Source organism: Mangrovibacter yixingensis (genome assembly GCF_020523985.1).
Lineage (GTDB): Bacteria > Pseudomonadota > Gammaproteobacteria > Enterobacterales > Enterobacteriaceae > Mangrovibacter > Mangrovibacter yixingensis.
Genome location: NZ_JAIVKM010000001.1, coordinates 179,518 through 201,393, shown reverse-complemented (window position 1 = coordinate 201,393; position 21,876 = coordinate 179,518). Strand labels below are relative to the sequence as shown.

Below are 21,876 nucleotides of genomic sequence, written 5' to 3'. Positions count from 1 at the left end.
AAGTTGCTCCTTACAGCAGGGTTAAAGGGCGGGCCAGTGAGCCCAGTTGGCGGTAGCCGTTTTCTGTCACGACGATTGTTTCACTGACACCGACAGTGAACTGGCCATAGACACGTAATGCAGGGGGAATATGGAAGGTCATGCCTGGTTGCAACTCGGTATCCACACCGCTGTACAGGCTAAGAATGCCGCCTTCGCCCCAGTCCGGCGCAAACGCAACACCAATGGAATAACCGGTGCGTTTTTTGAAGTTGTCGGTGAAACCCGCTTTGTCGATAACTCGCTGGCAGGCCAGGTGAGGGGCGGCACAAGTTTCACCTGGACGAATGGCATCCAACGCTGCTTGTAACGCTTCCTGGCAGACTTTTTCCATTTCCAGCGCAATAGCCGGGGGTTTGCCTAACCATGCTGAACGCATCAGTGCTGCATGGTAACGGTCATGGGCGGCAGACATTTCTAAAAATACTGGGTCGCCCGCTTCCATCACGCGCCTGCGCCAGGTGCCGTGCGGCACACCGCTGCGTGGCCCTGTGGAAACCAGGGGTTCCATCCCTACGTATTCAGAGCCAGCGGCAATAGCTGCGCCCATCATGGCTGACACCAGGGCGTTTTCATCAGCACCTTCACGAATAGCTGCCAGGCCTGCCTGCATACCCGCGTCAACATACCGTGCCGCCGTGGCGATTTTTTCCAGTTCAGCCGCAGATTTCACTGCCCGCAGTGGCTCAATGATGCCAGCGCAATCTGCCAGTTCACCTAATTTGCTTTGCAGAGCTTCATACACAGCGATGGGCAGGAACCAGCCGCGTTTATCAATACCAATCCGTTTGTTCTGCCAGTTGTTTTTCTGCAGCATGCTGAATAAAAAATCCACCGGATTGTCGCCATCCTGGTAAACCGCAGCATCAGAAATAAAGGTGTTGGCAATAAAGTTGAAGTATTCGAGCTGGCGAATAACAAACACCGGCTCCCCTTCTGCGGGCAGCAGTAACGCCTGGAAGGTGTAATAGCCTGGGGTTTGCTGGCCGGTAAGCCAGAAGATATTTTCCGGGCCGGTCACAATCATTACATCAACACCCGCAGCGCTCAGGCGTGCACGGGCACGCTGGATACGGTCTTGATATTCTTCTGCAGCAAAGGCAGATTCACGCCCCTGAATAACATTAGTTTGCATAATTCCACTCCTGAATAAATGTGGCCTGGGCGGGGTTAAACACCACCCCCAGACCGGCAGATTCGGCGACGCGCACTGTGCCGTCGTGGTAAAAAAGCCCGCTGGCCGGGTCGTCTGTCAGGCCATCTGCGCCATAAAGCTCGCCCCAAACTGGCTGCAACACCCGGCAGACCTGCAAGGCGGCAGCGGTGGCCACATGGCCTTCATTCATCTGGCCGACCATAAACGGCACACCAGCCAGTTGCAGTTGGCGGGCGGCATCCAGTAACGGCGCGATCCCCCCCATTTTCACCAGCTTTAAATGGCCGCGCAGTTGGCCGTCAGCTTCAATCAGGCGGGTTATCGCCGCCGGGCTGTTAAGGCTTTCGTCCAGCATGATGGGAATGCCCAGAGCAGACAGTTCGCCCAGGCGGCTGTCGTCGGCGGGTGCCAGCGGTTGTTCGATATAACTGAGCTGTAATGGGCGCAATTGCAGGAAATATGCCTGAGCCTGTTCAGGCGACCACTGGCCATTCACATCAATCGCCAGCGAAATGGACGAACCGAAACGCTCACGCAGAGCCGTCAGGCGGCGCAAGTCGGTGGCAAAATCCGCCACACCAGTGCGCAACTTGAGCTGGGTGAAGCCTCTGTCAACATAGTGTTGCGCCTGGTCCAGTAACTGCTGTTCGCTGCCCCAGAACAGGGTTTGGTTGGTTGGGAAAGCGCAGGCACTGTCTGGGTGGCCGAGCCAGGCTGCCAGGCTTTGCCCCTGCTGGCGGGCCAGTAAGTCGTGCAGGGCAATGTCCACCACCATGCGGGCAGGTGCCAGCAGCGTGCTGTCCGCGTGGTGTACGGCTTCCAGCATGGCGGAAGGCGTGGTGTGCCAGTTCAGCGTGTTGAGCCAGTGGGTCAGGTTATCCAGCACCTGTTGCTCACTGTAGCCATGCAAATAACGGATATTAAGCCGCACTTCACCGGTGCCAAACACCCCGTCACATTCAAGGTGTAACCACAGCGAATCCAGCCCGCTAACCGAGCCAGAAGACGCCGTGTGTAATGTCACACCCTGGTAGTGCAACATTCCCCGGTACAAACGCCCTTTCACGCCTGGCTCCCCACTGGCAACATTGCCAGGGCAATATCCAGGTAGATATATGCGGCTGCAATAAACTCTTCGACAGGCACAAATTCATCTGGCTTATGAGCGACTGCCAGCGCGCCTGGGCCAATCACCACGCCTTTGGCACCCAGCGTGCGGAAATGCACCAGGTCGCAGCCGCCCTGGAAACCAAATGGCCCAGGCTCTGGCTGGCCGTGGCGTCGGCAAGCTTCAAGGCTCGCCTGTACAATGCTTTCGTTGCTGTCGGTTTCAGTGGCACCGCCAGTGGTGGGTTGCCAGCCAATAATTTCGGCATCCACATTAAATTCCTGGCGTGCGGTATCCAGCAATTGCTGGATTTCTGCTTTAACAGCGTCTTCGTCTTCGCCCGGCACCATGCGGCGATCAAGCAGCAATTCACAGCTGTCCGGCACCACATTATCGGCATGCCCGCCATGTACACGGGTTACCGTCAGGCTGGCATTCCCCACCAACGGATGGTGGCGGCAACAAACGGTATGTTGGTGGTTATGTTCCACCAGGCCCAGCAACTGCCCGGCTTTATAAATAGCATTCACGCCCAGGTCTGGTGTTCCGGAGTGGGCAGTGACACCATTCACACGCACACGGGGGCGCAAGCTGCCTTTATGCGCTGAAAACGTGGCGTTGGAGGTGGGTTCGCCTATCACCGCAAAATCAATGGCGACCGGGCTCTCTTTGACATAAAACTTCGCCCCTTCGCTGGCAACTTCTTCATCGGCGGTAAATACGCCCATTAATGTGCCAGACCAGCTGTCTCGGTTGCCCGCAAGCATACGCAGCGCTTCCACCATCGCCACCAAGGGGCCTTTCGCATCACAAGAACCACGGCCGTACAACCGGCCATCTTCTTCTACCAGCGTAAAAGGTTCACGTTGCCAGCCTTTTCCAGCCGGGACGACATCCAGGTGAGTATTAAATGCAAAGCAAGGCCCAGGGCCATTTTGCAGTACAGCAATAACATTAGTCCGGCCAGGCGCATACTCACTGAATGACAAATCAAACCCGGCGGCAGTCAGCCAGACCGCAACACATTCCGCGGCTTCGCGCTCACGGCCTGGTGGGTTTTCAGTGTTAATAGCGACCAGTGTCGCCAGGTCTTTTTTCATGCGGGCGCTGTCCGCGTTAAAGCCACTCATACAGACTCCAATTAATGTAAAATTTGGTCGAGGAATCGGCGCGCTCGGGCGCTGACCTGGCCTTCAAAAAAGTCATTCGCGCTGGCGCGCTCAATGATCTCGCCCTGCTCCATAAACAGAATTTGGTTGGCTGCTCGCCGGGCAAACCCCATTTCATGGGTCACTACCATGCTGGTCATGCCTTCTGCGCTTAGCTCTGCCATTACATCCAGCACTTCGCGGATCATCTCCGGATCCAGTGCCGATGTCGGCTCGTCATACAGCATCAGTTCCGGTTTCATCGCCAGTGCGCGGGCAATAGCGACACGCTGCTGCTGGCCACCAGAAAGCTCATCAGGGAAGTGATCTGCCCGGTCAAACAGGTGTACTTTCGCCAGTAAGGCATCGGCCTGTTTGCGGGCTTCAATACGGTTAATACCAAGCACAGTCATGGGGGCCAGCATCACGTTCTCTGCTGCCGTTAAGTGAGAGAACAACTCATAGTTCTGGAACACCATGCCTATGCGCTGGCGTACTTTTGTCGCCGGGATCTCGCCACGGCTGATGTTTTGCCGGGCAAAGAAAATATCGCCACTGTCTGCCGGGGAAAGCAGGTTCACACAGCGCAGCAAGGTGGATTTACCGGAGCCAGAGGGCCCAATCAGGACAACGGTTTCACCACGCTTCACACTTAGTGAACAGTTTTTCAGCACTGTCTGGCGACCAAAGGCTTTATCGATACCAATCATTTCCAGCATCGGTTTATCTTCATTGCTCATGGCAGCTCCTTAACAGCATCAGTGGGGGAGAGAGCCTGGTCTGGCTTCTTTTGGCTGCGGCGACGGCGCTGTTTGGGGTCCAGCGTGCGTTCAAGCCAGGACTGGAAAATCATGAACAGCGTGGTTAACAGCAGGTAATAGATACCCGCGGCACACAACGCTTCGAAATAACGGAAGCTGGCGCTGGCTGCCTGGTTGGCAACCAGCAACAGTTCCTGAACGGCAATAACAGAGACCAGAGCACTGGATTTCAGCATGCTGATCATCTGGTTGCCCATGGGGGGCAGCACGATACGGGCTGCCTGAGGTAACACAATTTTGCGCATAATCTGCGCATTGGTCATCCCCAGTGCCATCCCGGCTGTACGCTGGCCGCTTTTCACTGCCTGCAAGCCAGAGCGAAGGATCTCCGCCATATATGCCCCTTCGTTCAGGGATAAGGCTAAAACGGCGCAAGTAAATGCGGAGAAACGCAGGCCGAAGCCGGGCAGCACGTTATAGACGAAGATGATCTGAAACAGCACTGGCGTTCCACGAAACAGCCACAGATAGAAGAACGCCAGCATTCTGCCAGCTCGAAATGGTGCTTCCTGCAATAAAGCCAGCACCAGCCCTAACACTACCCCACACAATAATGAGCAGAGAGTGATAAGCAGCGTCATCCACGCCCCTTGCAAAAACGCGGGGGAAATCACGTACTGCCACATTAAATCAATCGACATAGCATCCTCCGTTGGGACAAAAAAGCGGGATCAGAAAATGGAAACTGACGCCGGGAAGTGCCATTTCTCAATCAGTTGCTGGTAAGTGCCATCTTTCACCATGGCTTGCAGGCCTTTTTCCAGCAGTACTTTGGTTTCGGTATCGCCTTTACGCACCGCAATGGCGATGTGGGTATTGGCTTCAAATTCATCACCTGTCGTTTGGAACATGCCAGGTTTTTCTGTCATCAGCGCCACAGAGCCTGGTGTTGAGAGAAACTCCGCATCAGCGCGCCCCTGGGCTACAGCAACCGCTGAGTCTGTTGCCGCCGGGAAAGTCATCACGTTAATGGCTGGTTTATTGGCAGCCAGGCAGTGTTTGTTGTCTTCACGCGCCTGGCTCTCTTCGATGCCGCCCAGTGTCACGGCGATGTTTTTGCCGCACAGTGAGAGGTCGCGCCCGGTAATGCCTGCCGGGTTGCCTTTACGTACGATCACCTGGCTGCCGATTTTCAGGTAAGGAACAAAATCCACCTGAGCGGCACGCGTCGGGTTGACGTACATTGCGGAGTTAATGATGTCGAGGCGCTTGCCCTGGAGCGCGGGGATAAGCCCTTTGAACTCCATCGGCATCGCCACTGGGGTGAGTTTTATCTCTTTGCTCAGGGCGTTAATCATGTCGATATCAAACCCGGTGAGCTTGCCATCTTTCATAAATTCAAATGGCATGAATGTGGCTGCTGTGCCGTAAGTCAATTTGCCTGGTGTAACAAGTTCACTGGCCGCCTGGCTGCACAATGGCAGTGAAGCACTGAGTGCAATCAACACTGCGGCAAGGCGGATACGTGGATTGTGTCTGGACATACGCTTCTCCTGAATCTTTTAACGATTGGATTTGTTGTGTCAATAAATACAATTAAAGGCGCAAAACAAAGTGTCATCTTGGTGCGCCTGCCCTCAAAATGTGCGCTAATTGCTTTATTTCGTTCCATCTGGCTTCCTGTGATATTGTATATTCCGACTACAATAATGCATTTTAGGAAGCCACCAGCATGCAATCTCCTTCTACAGCAAGCAGTCGCCGGATAGCCCGACAAATACTTGACCTGATAACTGAAGCAAGATTCGATCCAGGTCATCATTTGCGCGAGCAACATTTAGCGGATGCGCTGGGTGTATCACGCACGCCTGTACGCGCAGGGTTAAAAGAGCTGACTCAGCTCGGCGCGGTAGAAGCCCGGCCAAATCAAGGGTTTTACTTACTTAAAAACGTCGAAGAGTTGCAGGCGTTAACCATTGAACAGCCCAAAACCACCGACCAAAATCTTTACGAACAATTAGTCCATGACCGTATCGCCGGGTTGTTGCCTGTCTCTTTTACCCAAACCGAGATTGCCCAGCGTTACGAAGCAGACCGGGGCGTTCTGACCCGCACTTTACTGGGCCTTGCGGAAGATGGCCTGATTGCCCGTAACCCAGGCCATGGCTGGCGTTTCCTGCAAACACTGAATAGCGATGTTGCGCTGCGAAATGGTTATGGCTTTCGCCTGATGATTGAGCCAGGTGCCCTGCTTTCTCCGCACTTTCACCTCGACAGGCATGCATTAAAACGGATGCGCGCCCGCCACTTATGGCTGATTGCTCACCCGGATATCACCCAGGTTCCCCCTAAAGATATTTTTGAAACCGATGCCTCTTTCCATGAAATGCTGGCGGAAGCCAGCGGCAACCTGTTTGTATTACAGGCTATACAGCAACAAAACCGCCTGCGCCGCCTGATGGAATTTGGCAGTTATCACAATAAACGGCGGGTTAAAGAGTGGTGTGAAGAGCATGTTGCTATCCTTGATGCCATTCGGCTAAACAACCGGGAAGAAGCCGCCAGCCTGATGACCAGACACCTGCAATACGCTTACGATCAAGTTGCCAGCAAAGTGCCCAAAGCCTGAACGGCATCATTTTTGCATTTATTGAACCTGAAAATACAAATCAGCAACAGCAATACAATCAGGAGAAGTGAATGCATTTGCAGATAGAAAACCGTGTCGCGCTGGTAACAGGCGCCGGAAGTGGTTTGGGGCGTGCAATGGCACAGGCGCTGGCACAAGAAGGGGTAAAAGTAGCGGTTACCGGGCGTAACCTGGAAAAACTGGCGCAAACCGTAGCATTAATTGAAGAAGCAGGCGGTAAAGCACGCGCCTGGCAACTCGACCTGGCCGCGCCAGAACAATTCGACACCACGCTGAATGCTATTCGCCAGCACTGGGGTGATATTGACATCCTGGTCAACAACTCGGGTGGCCCGCCGCCTGCACAGGCACAGGGCGTGGCAGAGGAGACCTGGCACAAGCAGTTTTCATTAATGGTTGGCTCACTGATTCAACTGACAGATAAACTGCTTCCCGCCATGCGTGAACGGGGCTGGGGGCGAATTATTACCAGTACATCCTCGGGTGTTATCACACCAATTCCGGGCCTGGCGCTTTCCAATGCACTGCGCATGAGCTTACTGGGCTGGTCCAAAACGCTGGCCAGCGAAGTGGCAGCTGATGGCGTGACGGTGAATGTGCTGGTTCCGGGGCGTATCGCCACTGACCGGGTCGCGCAACTGGATGCTGCAAAAGCGGGCCGGGAAAACAGCACACCGGAAGCCATTGCCGAGAAAAGCCGCCTGAGTATTCCGGCACGCCGTTATGGTAAACCCACCGAATATGGCGCGGCGGCGGCTTTCCTTGCAAGCCAACAGGCCAGTTACATTACCGGCACCGTGATGCGCGTTGACGGCGGGCTGATTCCTTCTATTTGATATTAAGTTTATTGCGGGCTGGCCTGGTTCCTGCCCGCAATACTTTCCCTCGAAACTTTCCCGCAATACTTCCCAGCCAGCCAATAACCGCCTGTGTGAATAAAGGGTATTCCCGGATATATTTTCATTGTTTTTTTACTCTGTACTGTTAGCCTGAATAAAAAAACACACAGCAAAATACCAACAGGATTCCTGAGTATGATTACAAGCCTCATGTTCGCACAGAACGAGAGGATGTCACCTAATAAAAGACCAGGAAAATCAATTTATTGATTTTCGGCTGCTAACTAAAAAGAAGGAAAAACCACGCTTTTCCCTTCTTTTTCATCAATCTGAGGATACCTGCAACCTTGTTAAGTGTATCGCCTGAGAGCATTGCTCTGCGTGAACCCTGGCAGCAAGGGTTCCAGCAGTGGCATTTACGCAGCAAAGTGCCACAAATTCGCTATATGGCATTCCTCACTGCCATGCTGTATTTCCTTTATGCATCAATTGAATACAGCATGGCGCTAAACTTCAGCGAAATACGCCTGCTGGTACATGGTTTTATTGTACCAGGCACATTACTGGTAATAACGGCAATGAGCTATTACCCCCGGCTATATCGGTGGATGCGCCTGCTGCTGACTATTGCGCCAGTCTGTGCCATGGCAACCAATCTGTGGCTGAATCTGGGAAAACCCGATTTTGCGTTTTTTGCGCCTGAAATATACCTGTGTATTTTTTGGACCTTTACGGTTTCAGGCCTGACGCTTAAATACGCTATCAGTGCAGCATCAGTCAATGTGTTGATGGCACTATTGATGACAGTCAACCGCGGCGTGAACGCTGTTTTTATCGACCTGCACCTGTTATGGATAACGTCTGCTTTTTTGTTTGGGCTGTTGGGTGGGATGGTGATAGAGAAAGCACAAAAAACGCTGTACCTCCAGCAAATGGACCTGGCCTGGAGTGCCTCACGCGACAGCCTGACAGGGTTGTGGAACCGGGCAAGAATGACAGTGTTGTTCGAACAGGAAAAAGCGCTGGCCCTTGACAGCCCTACGCCGTTATCCCTGATTATGCTGGATATTGACCACTTCAAACAGGTTAACGATACCTTTGGCCATATTGCGGGCGATGAAGTGTTAGTGCGCTTTGCCCATTTACTGCGTGACGATATACGCCCAGAAGATAATGTAGCCCGCATGGGCGGTGAAGAATTTATTATTTTATTGCCGCAAACTCGCCTTGCTGAAGCCTGTAACCTGGCCCGGCAATTACAGGCGAAGATCCACGCCTGCAACTTTGGTGCTGCGGGTAGCGTCACGGCCAGTTTTGGTGTTACGCAGTTTCGCCCGCCAGAAACATTTACCGATATTCTGGGCCGGGCAGACAGTGCGTTATATGAAGCGAAAAAACAGGGTAGAGATTGTATTGTTTCCCTCACATAACAAATAACAAACCAGGCAGTATTACTGGCTACGCCACCAGGCTGTAAATGCTTGTTGCGGGTCATCAATGTTAATGCGTTCACCAATGCGTGGGGTTTTTAGCTGCCAGCTATGGTGTTTGCTGGCGGCAGAAATACGCTCCAGTGGTTCATACCAGGCGTGGTGCGCCAGCTTGAATTTACTATTGTGGGAAGGCAAAACCGCCGTGCTGTGTAAATCGGACGCAGCTTGTGCGGTTTGTTCCGGAGTCATATGGATACGCGGCCAGTCATCGTCGTATTGCCCGCACTCCAGCACGCTGATATCAAATTCGCCAACCCGTTGGTAAATTTCCTGAAAATGCGGGCCATAACCACTGTCACCCCCGAAATAAAGGCGGTGATGCGGCGTAATAATGGCAAAGGATCCCCACAGTGTTGGGTTGCGTTTAAATAAGCGCCCGGAAAAATGTTGGCTGGGCAAAATATGCAGTGTTAAATCGCCCTGTTCAACCGTGCTGTACCACTCCCCTTGTGTAATAGCGCTGTCAGGAAACCCCCATTTTTTAAAATAAGACCCAACACCTGTGGGTGTTACCACATGGCGAATTTTGTCACGCAGTTGGGAAACGGTTGGGTAATCCAGGTGATCCCAATGATCGTGGGTGATAAGCAGATAATCAATCTCTGGTATATCAATGGCGTGGTAAACATTGCTGCCTTTAAAGGCCCGGTTGGTTCCGGGCACAGGAGACGCATCTTCACTGAACACCGGGTCCACCAAAAATCTGTACCCGTCTACCTGGCAAAAATAGCTGGAATGCCCCATCCAGATAATCACGTTATCGGTACCAGGCAGTGCATGCAGGTCCACTTTAAGTGAAGGCAATGCCTGCTGCGGTATGGCGTCCTTTGGTTTGAAAAACAAAAAACGGTACCAAATAGCAATCACGCCCCGTGAGCCACCGCTATTAGCTGGTGCAGGCGAAACGGGGTTACTGAATTGCCCGTCACGATACAACGCACTTTCACCGCCTGCATCACGCTCGGGCGCAACATATTGGGGCTGTTTTAGCCAGACAAACACACCAAATACAACGATTGCCACCACCAGCAAAACATACATAAGCCACCTACTTTAGCAGAGAAAAGAGAGGTGACAGCGCCCTTAACAGCCACTGCCACCTTCCCCTTATTACTGGTGGTAATGTAACCACTTTCAAGGTGGAAAAGATGTAACAATCTGTGCGGGGCTGGAGTGTTATTGCTCTGGCGGTTGTGCATGCAGGATGCGTTGTGCCTGCGCGGTTGTCAGTGAATAGTCAAAGAAACGCTGGTAAAAATCCTGGGTTATCCTGGTCATATTGGTAGCGGTAAATAACTCAGGATGCAGCTTGTGTGCAGCCCACTGGATCTGCAATGCGCTTTCCGTACCATAACGATCCCAAGGGAACACGCCCGCCGGGTTTTGCCATACCCGCCCTTGCTTCACCGCTTTTAACCCGGCAAACAGGCTGGCATAACGTGAATGGGCAAAATCGCCACAACCCTGGCCAAGAATGATGACATCCGGTTGCCAGTACAACACCATTTCTGGGGAGACTTCTTTCATATTCCCCTTCACTTCCGCTGCCGCGTTTCTCCCTCCGGCGAGGTGAATCCAGGTATCAATCAACGTGCCGCTGCCATCTACTTTTAGCGGGTTAAGGGACTGAATATGGAGTACCTTCGGGCGCTGTGCATCAGTAAGTGTTGCAGTTTTGGCAGAAATGCTGGCAACCGTTTGGTGCAGGTAATCAACCCAGTCCTGCGCCCGGTTGCGTGCAGCACTCGTACCAATCACTTCTGCTGTGGTCATTATCGAACGCGCCATGGACGGGTAATCCGTAAAAGCCATTTCCAACGTAGGGATCCCAGCCTGGCGGTATCCGGCAACATCCGGGTTGCCTTTTGCTACAAACAGCACATCTGTATGGCGTGTCACCAGGCTTTCACTGTTAAAAGTAATACCGTGAACCTGTAGCGCCTGATTAAGTGCCGGGTCTATTTTAAACATCCACGGGTGGCTGTCGGGGTGATTCACCGTTGCCACGATTTCATTCCCAACGCCCAGTGTCATCAACATGGAGTGGTGGGCGTACCAACCATCCGCAATATGAGTAACAGTATCTGGCACTGTCACCGTATTACCGGCATCATCCACCACCTGACGGCTGGCATGGGCTGTCCCGGCAAGCCAAGTGAGACACAAAAGAAAGACTGCTACCTGCTGTTTCATCACTTTATCCTGGAAATCATTTTGCATGGAAAGCACTGCTTCACGCAGAGCATTGGGGGAAAGTTGTTGCTGGAAATGAAGGGAACAGCTTATTTTTGTATGACAAATATGCTCGCAGATTCGTTATGTAAATCAATATATATCGCATAACAATTTGTGCTATTTAGCTGCAATCAGAAAAAAACCAGGAAAAATCAATGAATGGAAAGAAAGGGATCCGGTGAATTAACACCGGAAAAAAAGAGGGTTACACAACAGCAGGCACCAGCGCCATAACCGCCTGTAGCCGGGCTTTATCCGTATCGTTTTCCGGTAAGAAAACCTGTAAATCGCCAGAAATATTCCCACTGGCATTCGACCAGGACTGTTTCACCAGCCGCATCTGGCCTGCCCGGCAATGGCGGTAGTCGCGCACAATTTGCTCTTTTGCTTTAACCCGGTGATTGGCCCACACTTCACGAAATATTGGCCCTGAGGCCATCAGTTGCTCCAGGCGAAGTTGCCACTCCTGCTCACTCACTCTGCTGGCGAGTGCTGCGCGCACCCGGGCAGAAGCATTGAGCATACAGTTTCTCAGTTCTTCTGGTGAGCTGGCATCCAACCAATGTTGCCACTGTGGGTGGTGCTCCAGTAGCCAGAATGTATTGCGCTGGTGCACTGGCAGCGCGTTCACATCGAACCCCACCATATATTCAAAAGCCTGGTTAACCTGCAGGATGTCGTAGAAGTCATTACAAAACAGTGCTGGAACCGGGTTGAGCGCTTCCAGTAAATTTTTACTGGCTACAGATAGTTTGTTGCAGGTTTCAATCCGCCCTGCGCCATCCTGGTAACCGGCCAGTTGCAATAAATAACGGGTTTCGCTGTCGTCACACCGCATAGCGTGCGCAATACCCAGTAACACCTGGCGGGAAACGCGTTCGGCTTTTCCCCGCTCCAGTTTGGCATACCAGACAGTGCTAATCTGGGCCAGTTCTGCCACATCTTCCCGGCGCAACCCCGGTGTACGGGAACGCAAAGGTTTACCTAACCCCACGCTTTCCGGAGCAATAGTGTTACGTTTCAGGCGGAGAAATTCGCCCAGCCGTTCTGGGTTTGTCATTGCAGATTTTCCTGTAACAGATACTTCCAGTACACGTCTTAGTGGTTTCTGGTACACCTTTTAATAGACGCTAATATAGCATGACCTGTTACTTTTCGGAGCACTTCATGAACAAAACGTCCCCGGAGCGCCACACATTGACCATGGCCGGTCTGCTGTTGTTGGTTGCGGGGCAATTGATGCCACAAATGGATTTTTCAATTGTTAACGTTGCGCTGGAATCAGTGAGTATTTCGCTGCATGCCAGTAAAACTCAGTTAGGCTTAATTGTTTCATTATATGGGCTGGCATTTGCTGTAAGCCTTGCGTTAAGTGGGCGGTTGGGCGACCGCTACGGGCGGCGACGGCTCTTTATGCTGGGCATTGCGCTGTTTGCCGTTGCTTCATTTTTCTGTGGGTTGGCAACCACTATCCATCAGTTAATTGTCGCCCGCATTGCCCAGGGTGTGGCTGCAGCACTGTTGATGCCGCAAATTCTTGCCACTATTCACGTTTCACTTTCCGGTACCCGCCACTCGCAGGCAATTGGCATTTATAGCTCAGTTGGCGGGTTGTCATTTGTTATTGGCCAGGCGTTGGGTGGTTGGTTGGTGTCCGCCGATTTATTTGGCCTGTCATGGCGTAGCGTGTTTTATATTAATTTGCCTGTCTGCCTGGTCATTCTCTCTTTTGCCCGCAAATTTATTCCAGAAACCCAACAAGACGGCCAAACCGTATTTGACTGGAACGGTACCGCACTCCTGGCGTTGGTGATTACGCTGATTTTAACCGCCATTTCCTGGGGCCCTGATTGGCAATGGGGCTGGCCAGTCTGGCTCTGTGCTGCGGCAGTTATCGTACTGTTGCCCGGCCTGGTGCGGGTGGAAAAGAACCTGGCAGGGCTTGGCAAAATACCGCTGCTTCCGCCAGCGCTGTTACAACGCCGTACTTTTCTGGCAGGTGTGAGCAGTTTGGTGCTCCAGGTGGCGTCTTATGGAGGTTTTATGTTTGTGGTGGCCCTGACGTTACAGTCGGGCTTTCAGTGGTCATCTGTTGAATCCGGCAATGCGTTTATTGCTCTTGGGGCGACTTTCTTCATTACTTCGCTGTATACCGAACGGGTAGCAAAATGGTTTGGGCGCTTTTCTTACTCTGCGGTGGTACTGTGCGCCAGCCTGATTAACCTGGCCGGTTACTGGCTGTTATTTGATTTGATTACCGCCCGGCAAGGGGCACTAACCCCCTGGGACCTGATTGCCCCAATGGCAATTACGGGGATTGGCAATGCTTTTTCCGTTAACTGTTCGGTGCGTATTGGGTTAACCGATTTGCCCTCTCAGTTTGCCGGTGCTGGCAGTGCACTGATGACCACCATGCAGCAAACCGCTATTGCACTGGGTACAGCACTGGCGGGAGCGATGTATATTCAGCACCTCGCCGGTGATGATATTCACCAGTTAAGTGCGCTGGAAGCTGGCCTGCTGGTGCTGGGATTCATGATGGTGCTGCAATTCGCGTTGCATGCCGCAAGTGTGGTTCGCCTGTTGCGGGCAGCACCGGCACGCACCTGAGCAGAGTTATCTGCCAGGGTTGTAACTGCTCCCTGGCCGCAGCGCGCACGCAACCGGTCAGGGTATCCAGCGCCGCTGAATGGATATTCCAGCAATGCGGGTTGTTCGTTTACATATTGTAAACCATCCAGCTTAGCGTCATAGTGTTTACATAATGTAAACGGATGGAACGAATGCAAGATGCACGTTATTTCAAAGGAGCCTTTCGAGGACGCGGCAAAGCGGTACCCCAATGATTCGTTAGCCATACAGGCACTGTACCGCTTAGTGCGTGAAATAGATTTCTCTTCTCCGGCTGAGATGAGAACACTGATTCCGGGCCTGGACAATTTTAATCACTGGAACAAATGGTGGGTTTTGGATGCGGGAGGCAACAACCTTCGGGTTGTCGCTTACATTAACTTTGTGAATAAACGCTTTTACGTCAAGCATATTACAACCCACTCTGAATACGACAAGTTGACCCGCTATTACAGGGAGAACAAAGAATGATAACCAACGCCGCAAAAGCCATTGAAGCTACCAGACAACTCGTAGACGCAGTCCCTTTTCTGGGAAGTAACGCTTCAGAGAGCGATTACCGGGAGGCACTGTCGTTGGTAGACTATTTGATCGAAAACGATGATGAGAACCCGCTTATTGACTTCCTGGCGAGCAAAATAGCTGATTATGAGGATACCAGCGACCGCTTCGCTGAGTTCAATAAAGCCCAGGCTGAAATGCCGGTCGGCGTGGCGCTGCTGCGAACGCTTATTGACCAGCACAAACTCACCTATTCAGACCTGAAAGAAGAGATCGGTTCAAAATCGCTGGTAAGCCAGATTTTATCCGGCCAGCGTTCTCTGACCATTACGCACATTAAAGCGCTCTCCGCCCGCTTCGGCGTAAAACCTGAGTGGTTTCTTTAAACCTCGTTTTACATTAGGCCAACTGCTTTAATGCCAGGCAAGGCACCGGGAAACACCTGGTGCCTTGCCTGTTATTCTCAGCGTTGTTTTTTCTGCGCCTGCCACAGGGCAAGCACACTCAGGAACACCGTTGCCATCAGGTAAAAACCAGGGGCAAAGTGAGAGCCAGTCGTGCGAATCAGCAGCGTACAAATGAACGGCGCAAACCCACCGAAGACCGTGACGGCAATGTTATAGCTTACCGCCATGCCGCTGGCCCGCGTGCTGATGGGGAAAATATCCGCCATCATTGAAGGAATCGTCGAGAAGTAGACCGATTTCAGCAGTGCCATCCACCCCACTAACAATATCAGCGACAAGGCAGTCACATCCCGGCTCATTAGCCAGAATGCCGGAAGAATGGTGAAGGCCAACAACCCCAGCGCACTCCATAACAAGCGCACGCGCCCAAAACGCTCGGCTACCAGCCCGGCAATCGGCGTGACTACAGTGAGAATAATCCCGGCGACCAGTGTGGCGGTATACGCAGTTGAGGCTGGCAGCCCCAAAGTGCGGGTTGCCCATGTTGGTACATAGTTGAGCATGTAGTTAATGGCGGTAGAGACCACCATCAACCCAATCGCCACTGCGATAAGGCTTTTCTGCCGCCCAAATAATGCCCGCACCGGGTGAGTACTTTTTTCTGCCTGGGCATAACGTTGCGGCTCATGTACATGGCGGCGAATGTATAACCCAATCGGGCCGATGACTAACCCAAACGCGAAAGGAATGCGCCAGCCCCACGCCATAAGTTGGTCCGTGGACAGGCACTGTGCCAGCCCTAAACCAAACGCCGAGGCCAGCAACGTGCTTGCGCCCTGGGTGGCAAACTGCCAACTGGCAATAAACGCCTTGCGCTCAGGAAAGTGTTCAACCAGAAATGCGGTAGAACTGCCGAACTCCCCACCAGCAGAAAAGCCCTGAATCAGGCGGGCGACCAAAATCAGCAGTGGTGCTGCCAGGCCAATGGTCTGGTAACCGGGCATAAAAGTGATTATCGCCCCGCCCAGCATCATCAGGTTGATGGACAACAAGAGCGAGGCTTTGCGGCCATGTTTGTCGGCATAAGCCCCCAGCACAATGGCCCCTAATGGGCGGATTAAAAATGCCACACCAAAGCTGCCGAATGTCAGTAACAATGAAACGGACGGGTCAGTTACCGGGAAAAAAGCATGGGCAATATAACTGGCAAAAAAGCCGTATACCGCAATATCAAACCACTCCAGCGCATTACCAATACAGGTGGCGAATAAGGTTTTATACAAGCTGGGGCGCACTGCAATTGTGTCGTTTTCACGGGCTAAACTGGTCATTGCGCACCTCCGGCCTGGTACTGGCGGTGAGCGGCGAGCAAAGCATTGCCGTTTTCGCCTAACTCCCAGAATAAATGGGTCATCATCGCCAGGCCTTCACGGGCGACAGACACTGGCAAATGTTCGTCTGGCGCATGCTGGCCACAAGCCGGGTAAGAGTGCGGCACCCACAAGGTGGGCAAACCGAGGATCCCGGCGAACACATCATTTGGCAGGGAGCCGCCCAGGTTGGGTAATAACGCAGGTTTTTTCCCCGTGGTGTGTTCCATCGCACTGAGTGCCCAGTTCACCAGAGGGTCGCAAGGGTCGAAACGGGTCGCCGGGGTTCCCCGTACTTCACTGATTTCCACCATGGAAAAACCGCAGGCGTCCAGGTGCGCACGCACATGGGAGGCCAGATTTTCCCAGTCCGTTCCCACCACAAAGCGTAACTGGCAAACAGCCGTTGCCTGGCCGGGAATGGCATTCATGGGTTGTGCCGGGTTACCCGCCAGAAAAGCCAGCACTTCAAGGGTATTCCAGCCAAACAGTTTTTCTGCCGCACTTAAGCCGGGTTCGCCCCAGTTAGCATCGGTCTGCGGGTCGCCTGGGTTTCCGGCTGGGGTAACATCCGCAAGAATGGCTTTCAGTGATTCGGTTAACGCCGGTGGTTTCAGGCCGGCAACCTGAATCGCCCCCTGGCCGTTCACCAGGCAGGCAATGGCGTTAGCCAACTGAGTACCCGGGTTGCTGAGCAGCCCACCCCAGTTGCCGGAATGGTAATCTTTCGCACGGGCGTGAATACTCAGGCGAAAGTTGATACACCCACGGGACCCTAAGAAAAGCGTTGGCCGTTCTGCGTTAAGGCGAGGGCCATCAGACGCGATAAACAAATCGGCATTAATGCGGTTTTTCAATTGGCTGCAAACTTGTGCAAGCCCAGGGGAGCTAATTTCTTCCCCCATTTCACACAGCCACACACAATTAAAACCAAGTCTCCCTTCACGGGCACGCCACACCTGTTCCAGCGCTGCCAGGTTAACACTGTGCTGGCCCTTGTTATCCGCACTGCCGCGCCCGTACCATTTACCGTCTTTTTCCACTAACTGCCAGGGCGACAACCCTTCACTCCACCGGGCATCATCACCAAAAACCACATCACCGTGGCCGTAACCCATCACTCTGGGAAGTGATGGGTCTTCCTCGCGTACCGCCAGTAAAAATGGCCGGGCCGGGTTAACCGGGTTAGGGATGATTTCTGTGGTGAAACCCATGTGTGTGAATGCAGGAATAAACGCATCGTCATAATAGCGGCGCAGTTGTTCGTCCCGGTCTGTTCTTTGGCTTTCACTGGCAATCGCTACACGCTCTGCCAGCAGCGCTTTGAAGTGCCCGCTGTCAAACCAGTCCAGCGCCTGGTTAATCACTTGTTGTGTTTTCATGTTGTGTACCCTGTCCGGAATCAGCCCACTGCATGTTGCGCGGGTTGTTGTTGTTTTCTTTTTGTTCTAAACCAGACTAGAGCATTGCCACAATAATAATAATTGCAATTATGCGTTGCCTTTTTTATAACGCTGATATGCACACTTTTGGCGCACAGGCAGGAACCACGATGTTAAATAATGAGTTACGCTATTTTTTGGCTGTTGCCACCACCGGTTCATTGAGCCAGGCCAGCCAGCAACTGTATGTGGCGGGTTCTGCAATCAGCCGCCAAATTCATAAACTGGAAAGCCGTATGGGTGTCACACTGTTTCAGCGCCATGCGCGGGGAATGGTCCTGACAGATGCCGGGCAAATACTGGCAAACCATGTACGCAAAAGCCTGCGCGATATGGATAACGCAGTGGCAGAAATTCAGGGGCTGAAAGCGGTGCGTAAGGCGCTGGTGCGCCTGGCCTGCACCGATGGCATGGCGTTTGATTTATTTCCCGGATTAATAGCTCGCTTTCGCCGCCAATACCCCAGTGTGAGTTTTGACTTACAAGTAGGCACAGCACAGGCCGTTGCCGAGTGGGTGCGTAAAGGCACCTGTGACGCAGCCTGCCAGTTCAGTCTGGCACCAGAACGCGATGTGGATATTGTGACTACCTGGCCTGCACCGGTATTATTGCTGTTACATCCGGAACACCCCCTGGCACAGCAGGACAAAATTGCCATCAGTGATTTACAGGATTACCCCATGGCATTACCCGAACCCGGCACCACCATTCGCCAACTGTTCGACCTTTCCTGCCGCCTGGCCGGCACATTTCTGGAACCGGCACTGAGCTGCAATAATTTCGCGACACTCTATGGTGCAACACGCCAGTTACCTGGAGCCGTAACGGTATGCAGCCATTTCAGTGTGCTGTGGCGTGCGAAACAGGATGGCATGGTGTTAAAACCCATCGACAGCCCGACATTAAGCCAGCGCACTCTGCAGTTACAAACCCCGGCAAGCCAGAACCGCTCAGCCGCCCTGAATCTGTTTTTAGAAGAGACGGTGGCAACACTTACTCAGGCACATCACAGCCATTTTCCTCCAGCGGACCCTGCCCCGAAATAACTCAAAATTGCGCCAGTTCAGTGCACCCGTTACGAGCATTGCACCAAAATCACCCACAGGACACAGGGAGAATATTGCTGAAGACCAGGTGTTATCTAGCTGTTTTTAAATATTTTTTTAAAATATTGTTCAGACTGGCACCATTCTTGCCTTGCTAAAACAGCAGGGGTGACAAGCGGGTAACCGGTGTCGCCAGACAATCTGGAAATGGATCACTAGGGTTCCGGTCTTTTGACGCAGGTCCGAGAGTGATCGACCGCCCTCTGGCGGTTACACGGCGGGATAAAAGCCCGGGAGGATAAGCGACCATTACGCGCCGCCCTCCTGCTTTTATTCACTCCAACGTCAGAGGAAATTTCATGCTCACAGCCTGTAAACGCGCCCTGCTCCTGGTCACGCTCGCCCTGTTCACCACGGGCGCACTCGCCGCCACACCAACCTTCAAACTGTGCTGGTCCATTTACGCGGGCTGGATGCCGTGGGATTACGCTCAACAAAGCGGCATCCTGAAAAAATGGGCAGATAAATACCATATCAATATCAAATTCGTGCAGGTAAACGACTACATTGAGTCCGTTAACCAGTACACCGCTGGCGGGTTCGATGGCTGCACCATGACCAATATGGATGCTCTGACGATTCCAGCGGCTGGCGGCGTGGACAGCACGGCACTGATTGTCGGGGATTACTCCAACGGCAACGATGGCATTCTGTCAAAAACAGCCAAATCCATTAAGGACCTGAAAGGCCAGGACATCAACCTGGTGCAGTTGTCCGTTTCTCACTACTTACTGGCCCGTGCTCTGCAACAATCGGGCATGAGTGAAAAAGACATCAAAGTCGTGAATACCTCTGATGCCGATATCGTCTCTGCATTCACCACGCCAGAAGTTAAATCGATTGTCACCTGGAACCCGTTACTGGCAGAAGCCGCCAAACAACCCGGTGCCAAATCGTTGTTCACCTCAGCCCAGATACCTGGCGAAATTCTCGACTTATTGGTGGTGAATACCGCAACCCTGAAAAAACACCCTGAGCTGGGTAAAGCGCTGGTAGGTGCCTGGTTTGAAACGCTGAAAACCATGGAAGGAGACAGCGCCACAGCGAAGGCGGCCCGTACTCAAATGGCAACGGATTCCGGTACTGATCTCGCCGGGTTTGATGCCCAACTGGCAGATACCTGGCTGTTCGACACACCGAAAAAAGCACTGGACTTCACCACCAGCCCGCAGTTGAAAACCACCATGCAAAAAGTGGCCGAGTTCTCTTTCGCCCATGGCTTGTTAGGCGATGCAGCACCTTCTGCAGACGTGGTGGGTGTCGCGACACCTGCTGGCAACTGGGGGAACCCAGGCAACATCAAACTGCGCTTTGATGATGAATTTATCCGCATGGCTGCCAGTAACCAACTGTAACCCGGAGGTGCCCAATGCAAAAAATCATCAACTACCAACCCCAGCCGATGAATCGCCTGCTGCTGGGCACCCTGCCACTGTTAGTCGTGCTGGTTGTCTACCTGGTCGCGTCTGATGCGCGGCTGGCCGCCAACAGTGCCGACAAGTTACTTCCCGGTTTTAATGCCATGGGGGATGCCATTATGCGTATGGCGTTTACCCCCAGCCCACGCACCGGGGAATATCTGTTATGGGCCGATACCAGCGCCAGCCTGGCTCGCCTGCTAATGGGCACGGCGCTCAGCGCCCTGCTTGCGCTGATCTTCGGGTTGTTCTGTGGTGCGCTGCCAGTAGTTCGCGCGTTTCTTTCACCGCTAATCACCGTAATTGCGCTAGTGCCGCCGCTGGCAATTCTGCCCATTCTGTTTATTTGTTTCGGCCTGGGCGAGCTGGCAAAAGTCGTGCTGATTATTATTGGTATCACACCGTTTATTGTGCGTGACCTGCAACTGCACGTGATGTCGATTCCCGAGGAACAACTGGTGAAAGCCCAAACCCTCGGCGGGCATTCCGGGCAGATTTTGTGGCGCGTGGTACTGCCGCAATTACTGCCAAGGCTGATGGATTCGGTGCGCCTGTCACTGAGTTCAGCCTGGTTATTTTTGATTGCAGCAGAAGCCATTTCCGCAACCGACGGTTTGGGTTACCGCATCTTCTTGATGCGCCGTTATATGGCAATGGATGTGATTTTGCCTTATGTCGCCTGGATAACACTGCTGGCGTTTGCGCTCGATTTCGCTTTGCGCTTTATCAATCGCCGCTGTTTCCCCTGGTACTACGCAAAATAAAAGCCAGCCATGTAAGGAACTGTTATGCCGTTAATTGAACTGAAAAACCTTGAGAAACACTACGACGGGCAAGTCGTGCTGGAGCGGCTGAATGTCAGTGTCGATGAAGGGGAATTTGTATCCATTGTCGGGGCATCTGGCTGCGGTAAAACCACCTTTTTGAAAATGCTGCTGGGTACAGAAGCCCCGAGCAAAGGCGAATTACTGCTGGCAGGGAAACCCCTGGCAAAAGAGCCGGATGCCAACCGTGGCGTAGTTTTTCAGCGCTACTCGGTATTCCCGCACCTGACAGTTTTGGGCAATGTCATGCTCGGGGAGGAATTCAGTGAATCCCGCTGGCTTGGCAAAGTCTTTGGCCGCCGCCGTGCAGCCATTCGTGAACGGGCACGCAACATGCTCAACCAGGTAGGGTTACTGGCAGCACAAGATAAATACCCCCACCAGCTTTCCGGTGGGATGCAGCAACGCCTGGCCCTGGCACAGGCACTTATCAAACAACCACGTATTTTATTGCTTGATGAACCTTTTGGAGCGCTGGACCCCGGCATTCGGGCGGAAATGCACACGCTAATAAGCGAGCTATGGACCCGACATCAGCTCACTATTTTTATGATAACCCATGACCTCAAAGAGGGCTTCTCACTGGGTTCACGCCTGTGGGTGTTCGATAAAGTACGCCACGACCCACACGCCCCTGATGCCTTTGGTGCCAGCATTACTTACGACATCCCGCTGGACCGTTCTCCAGCGGGCTCTCCTGCTGCCGGTCAATCCCCACTGGTTAACCGCGCAGCCTGATACACCATGA

At 52.9% G+C, this 21,876-nt stretch carries 21 protein-coding genes and 1 riboswitch; of the genes, 10 read left to right on the top strand and 11 right to left on the bottom strand.

Going from position 1 to position 21,876, the window contains the following annotated elements; genetic code table 11:
• Positions 1-10: 10 nt before the first annotated feature.
• From LC084_RS01000 to LC084_RS00975, 6 genes are read right to left on the bottom strand one after another with little or no spacing between them, the layout of a single operon-like run.
• Positions 11-1,174 carry a M24 family metallopeptidase gene (locus tag LC084_RS01000; RefSeq protein ID WP_226568571.1) on the bottom strand — a complete coding sequence of 388 codons (1,164 nt, stop codon included), beginning with the start codon at positions 1,172-1,174 and terminating at the stop codon, positions 11-13.
• Complete coding sequence (locus tag LC084_RS00995) at positions 1,164-2,261, bottom strand: mandelate racemase/muconate lactonizing enzyme family protein (RefSeq protein WP_226568570.1); 1,098 nt, start codon at positions 2,259-2,261, stop codon at positions 1,164-1,166. Before LC084_RS00995 ends, LC084_RS01000 begins: the two co-directional genes overlap by 11 nt.
• Positions 2,258-3,433, bottom strand: coding sequence for a M20 family metallopeptidase (locus LC084_RS00990; protein ID WP_226568568.1), 1,176 nt, complete (start codon positions 3,431-3,433; stop codon positions 2,258-2,260). The genes LC084_RS00995 and LC084_RS00990 overlap by 4 nt, the downstream gene beginning before the upstream one ends.
• Before the next feature lie 11 nt (positions 3,434-3,444).
• Positions 3,445-4,191 carry an amino acid ABC transporter ATP-binding protein gene (locus LC084_RS00985; protein ID WP_319004386.1) on the bottom strand — a complete coding sequence of 249 codons (747 nt, stop codon included), beginning with the start codon at positions 4,189-4,191 and terminating at the stop codon, positions 3,445-3,447.
• Positions 4,188-4,913, bottom strand: a complete 726-nt coding sequence (locus tag LC084_RS00980) for an amino acid ABC transporter permease (RefSeq protein WP_226568566.1) — start codon at positions 4,911-4,913, stop codon at positions 4,188-4,190. The genes LC084_RS00985 and LC084_RS00980 overlap by 4 nt, the downstream gene beginning before the upstream one ends.
• A 30-nt stretch (positions 4,914-4,943) precedes the next feature.
• Complete coding sequence (locus LC084_RS00975) at positions 4,944-5,756, bottom strand: ABC transporter substrate-binding protein (protein ID WP_226568564.1); 813 nt, start codon at positions 5,754-5,756, stop codon at positions 4,944-4,946.
• A 188-nt stretch (positions 5,757-5,944) separates the two neighbouring features.
• On the opposite strand from LC084_RS00975, the gene LC084_RS00970 reads away from it, so the two are divergent.
• From LC084_RS00970 to LC084_RS00960, 3 genes are all read left to right on the top strand, one after another.
• Complete coding sequence (locus tag LC084_RS00970) at positions 5,945-6,841, top strand: GntR family transcriptional regulator (protein WP_226568563.1); 897 nt, start codon at positions 5,945-5,947, stop codon at positions 6,839-6,841.
• Between the two features lie 71 nt (positions 6,842-6,912).
• Positions 6,913-7,698, top strand: a complete 786-nt coding sequence (locus tag LC084_RS00965; protein ID WP_226568562.1) for an SDR family oxidoreductase — start codon at positions 6,913-6,915, stop codon at positions 7,696-7,698.
• Between the two features lie 350 nt (positions 7,699-8,048).
• Positions 8,049-9,131, top strand: a complete 1,083-nt coding sequence (locus LC084_RS00960) for a GGDEF domain-containing protein (protein WP_226568561.1) — start codon at positions 8,049-8,051, stop codon at positions 9,129-9,131.
• Positions 9,132-9,152: 21 nt separating this feature from the next.
• On the opposite strand, the gene LC084_RS00955 is transcribed toward LC084_RS00960, so the two are convergent.
• From LC084_RS00955 to LC084_RS00945, 3 genes are all read right to left on the bottom strand, one after another.
• Complete coding sequence (locus LC084_RS00955; RefSeq protein WP_226568560.1) at positions 9,153-10,235, bottom strand: MBL fold metallo-hydrolase; 1,083 nt, start codon at positions 10,233-10,235, stop codon at positions 9,153-9,155.
• 135 nt (positions 10,236-10,370) lie between these two features.
• A complete protein-coding gene (locus LC084_RS00950; RefSeq protein WP_226568559.1) occupies positions 10,371-11,387 on the bottom strand; it encodes an ABC transporter substrate-binding protein in 1,017 nt (338 codons plus the stop codon).
• 247 nt (positions 11,388-11,634) lie between these two features.
• Positions 11,635-12,489, bottom strand: a complete 855-nt coding sequence (locus tag LC084_RS00945) for a helix-turn-helix transcriptional regulator (RefSeq protein WP_226568558.1) — start codon at positions 12,487-12,489, stop codon at positions 11,635-11,637.
• Positions 12,490-12,596: 107 nt separating this feature from the next.
• Between LC084_RS00945 and LC084_RS00940 the strand changes: the two genes are divergently transcribed.
• The 3 genes from LC084_RS00940 (at position 12,597) to LC084_RS00930 (ending at position 14,947) form a co-directional block, all read left to right on the top strand.
• Entirely contained in the window at positions 12,597-14,039 is a 1,443-nt protein-coding gene (locus LC084_RS00940; RefSeq protein ID WP_226568557.1) for an MFS transporter, read from the top strand.
• A 180-nt stretch (positions 14,040-14,219) separates the two neighbouring features.
• Positions 14,220-14,531 carry a type II toxin-antitoxin system HigB family toxin gene (locus tag LC084_RS00935; RefSeq protein ID WP_226568556.1) on the top strand — a complete coding sequence of 104 codons (312 nt, stop codon included), beginning with the start codon at positions 14,220-14,222 and terminating at the stop codon, positions 14,529-14,531.
• Positions 14,528-14,947, top strand: a complete 420-nt coding sequence (locus tag LC084_RS00930) for a helix-turn-helix domain-containing protein (protein WP_226568555.1) — start codon at positions 14,528-14,530, stop codon at positions 14,945-14,947. The genes LC084_RS00935 and LC084_RS00930 overlap by 4 nt, the downstream gene beginning before the upstream one ends.
• 77 nt (positions 14,948-15,024) lie before the next feature.
• Here the strand turns inward: LC084_RS00930 and LC084_RS00925 are convergent, their stop codons facing one another.
• Together LC084_RS00925 and LC084_RS00920 are read right to left on the bottom strand one after the other, a co-directional pair.
• Complete coding sequence (locus tag LC084_RS00925) at positions 15,025-16,299, bottom strand: MFS transporter (RefSeq protein ID WP_226568554.1); 1,275 nt, start codon at positions 16,297-16,299, stop codon at positions 15,025-15,027.
• On the bottom strand, positions 16,296-17,720 hold the full coding sequence (locus tag LC084_RS00920) for a M20 family metallopeptidase (protein WP_226568553.1): 1,425 nt from the start codon (positions 17,718-17,720) through the stop codon (positions 16,296-16,298). The genes LC084_RS00925 and LC084_RS00920 overlap by 4 nt, the downstream gene beginning before the upstream one ends.
• Positions 17,721-17,890: 170 nt before the next feature.
• On the opposite strand from LC084_RS00920, the gene LC084_RS00915 reads away from it, so the two are divergent.
• From LC084_RS00915 to LC084_RS00900, 4 genes are all read left to right on the top strand, one after another.
• Positions 17,891-18,826 (top strand): LysR family transcriptional regulator, encoded by a 936-nt coding sequence (locus LC084_RS00915; RefSeq protein WP_226568552.1) that lies wholly within the window; start codon positions 17,891-17,893, stop codon positions 18,824-18,826.
• A 204-nt stretch (positions 18,827-19,030) separates the two neighbouring features.
• Positions 19,031-19,125, top strand: a riboswitch (guanidine-I (ykkC/yxkD leader).
• A gap of 60 nt (positions 19,126-19,185) precedes the next feature.
• Positions 19,186-20,241: a putative urea ABC transporter substrate-binding protein gene (locus LC084_RS00910; protein WP_226568551.1), complete on the top strand. Its 1,056-nt coding sequence runs from the start codon at positions 19,186-19,188 to the stop codon at positions 20,239-20,241.
• Between the two features lie 14 nt (positions 20,242-20,255).
• Positions 20,256-21,068, top strand: coding sequence for an ABC transporter permease (locus LC084_RS00905; protein ID WP_226568550.1), 813 nt, complete (start codon positions 20,256-20,258; stop codon positions 21,066-21,068).
• A 24-nt stretch (positions 21,069-21,092) separates the two neighbouring features.
• Complete coding sequence (locus LC084_RS00900; protein ID WP_226568549.1) at positions 21,093-21,866, top strand: ATP-binding cassette domain-containing protein; 774 nt, start codon at positions 21,093-21,095, stop codon at positions 21,864-21,866.
• The last annotated feature ends 10 nt before the right edge of the window (positions 21,867-21,876 follow it).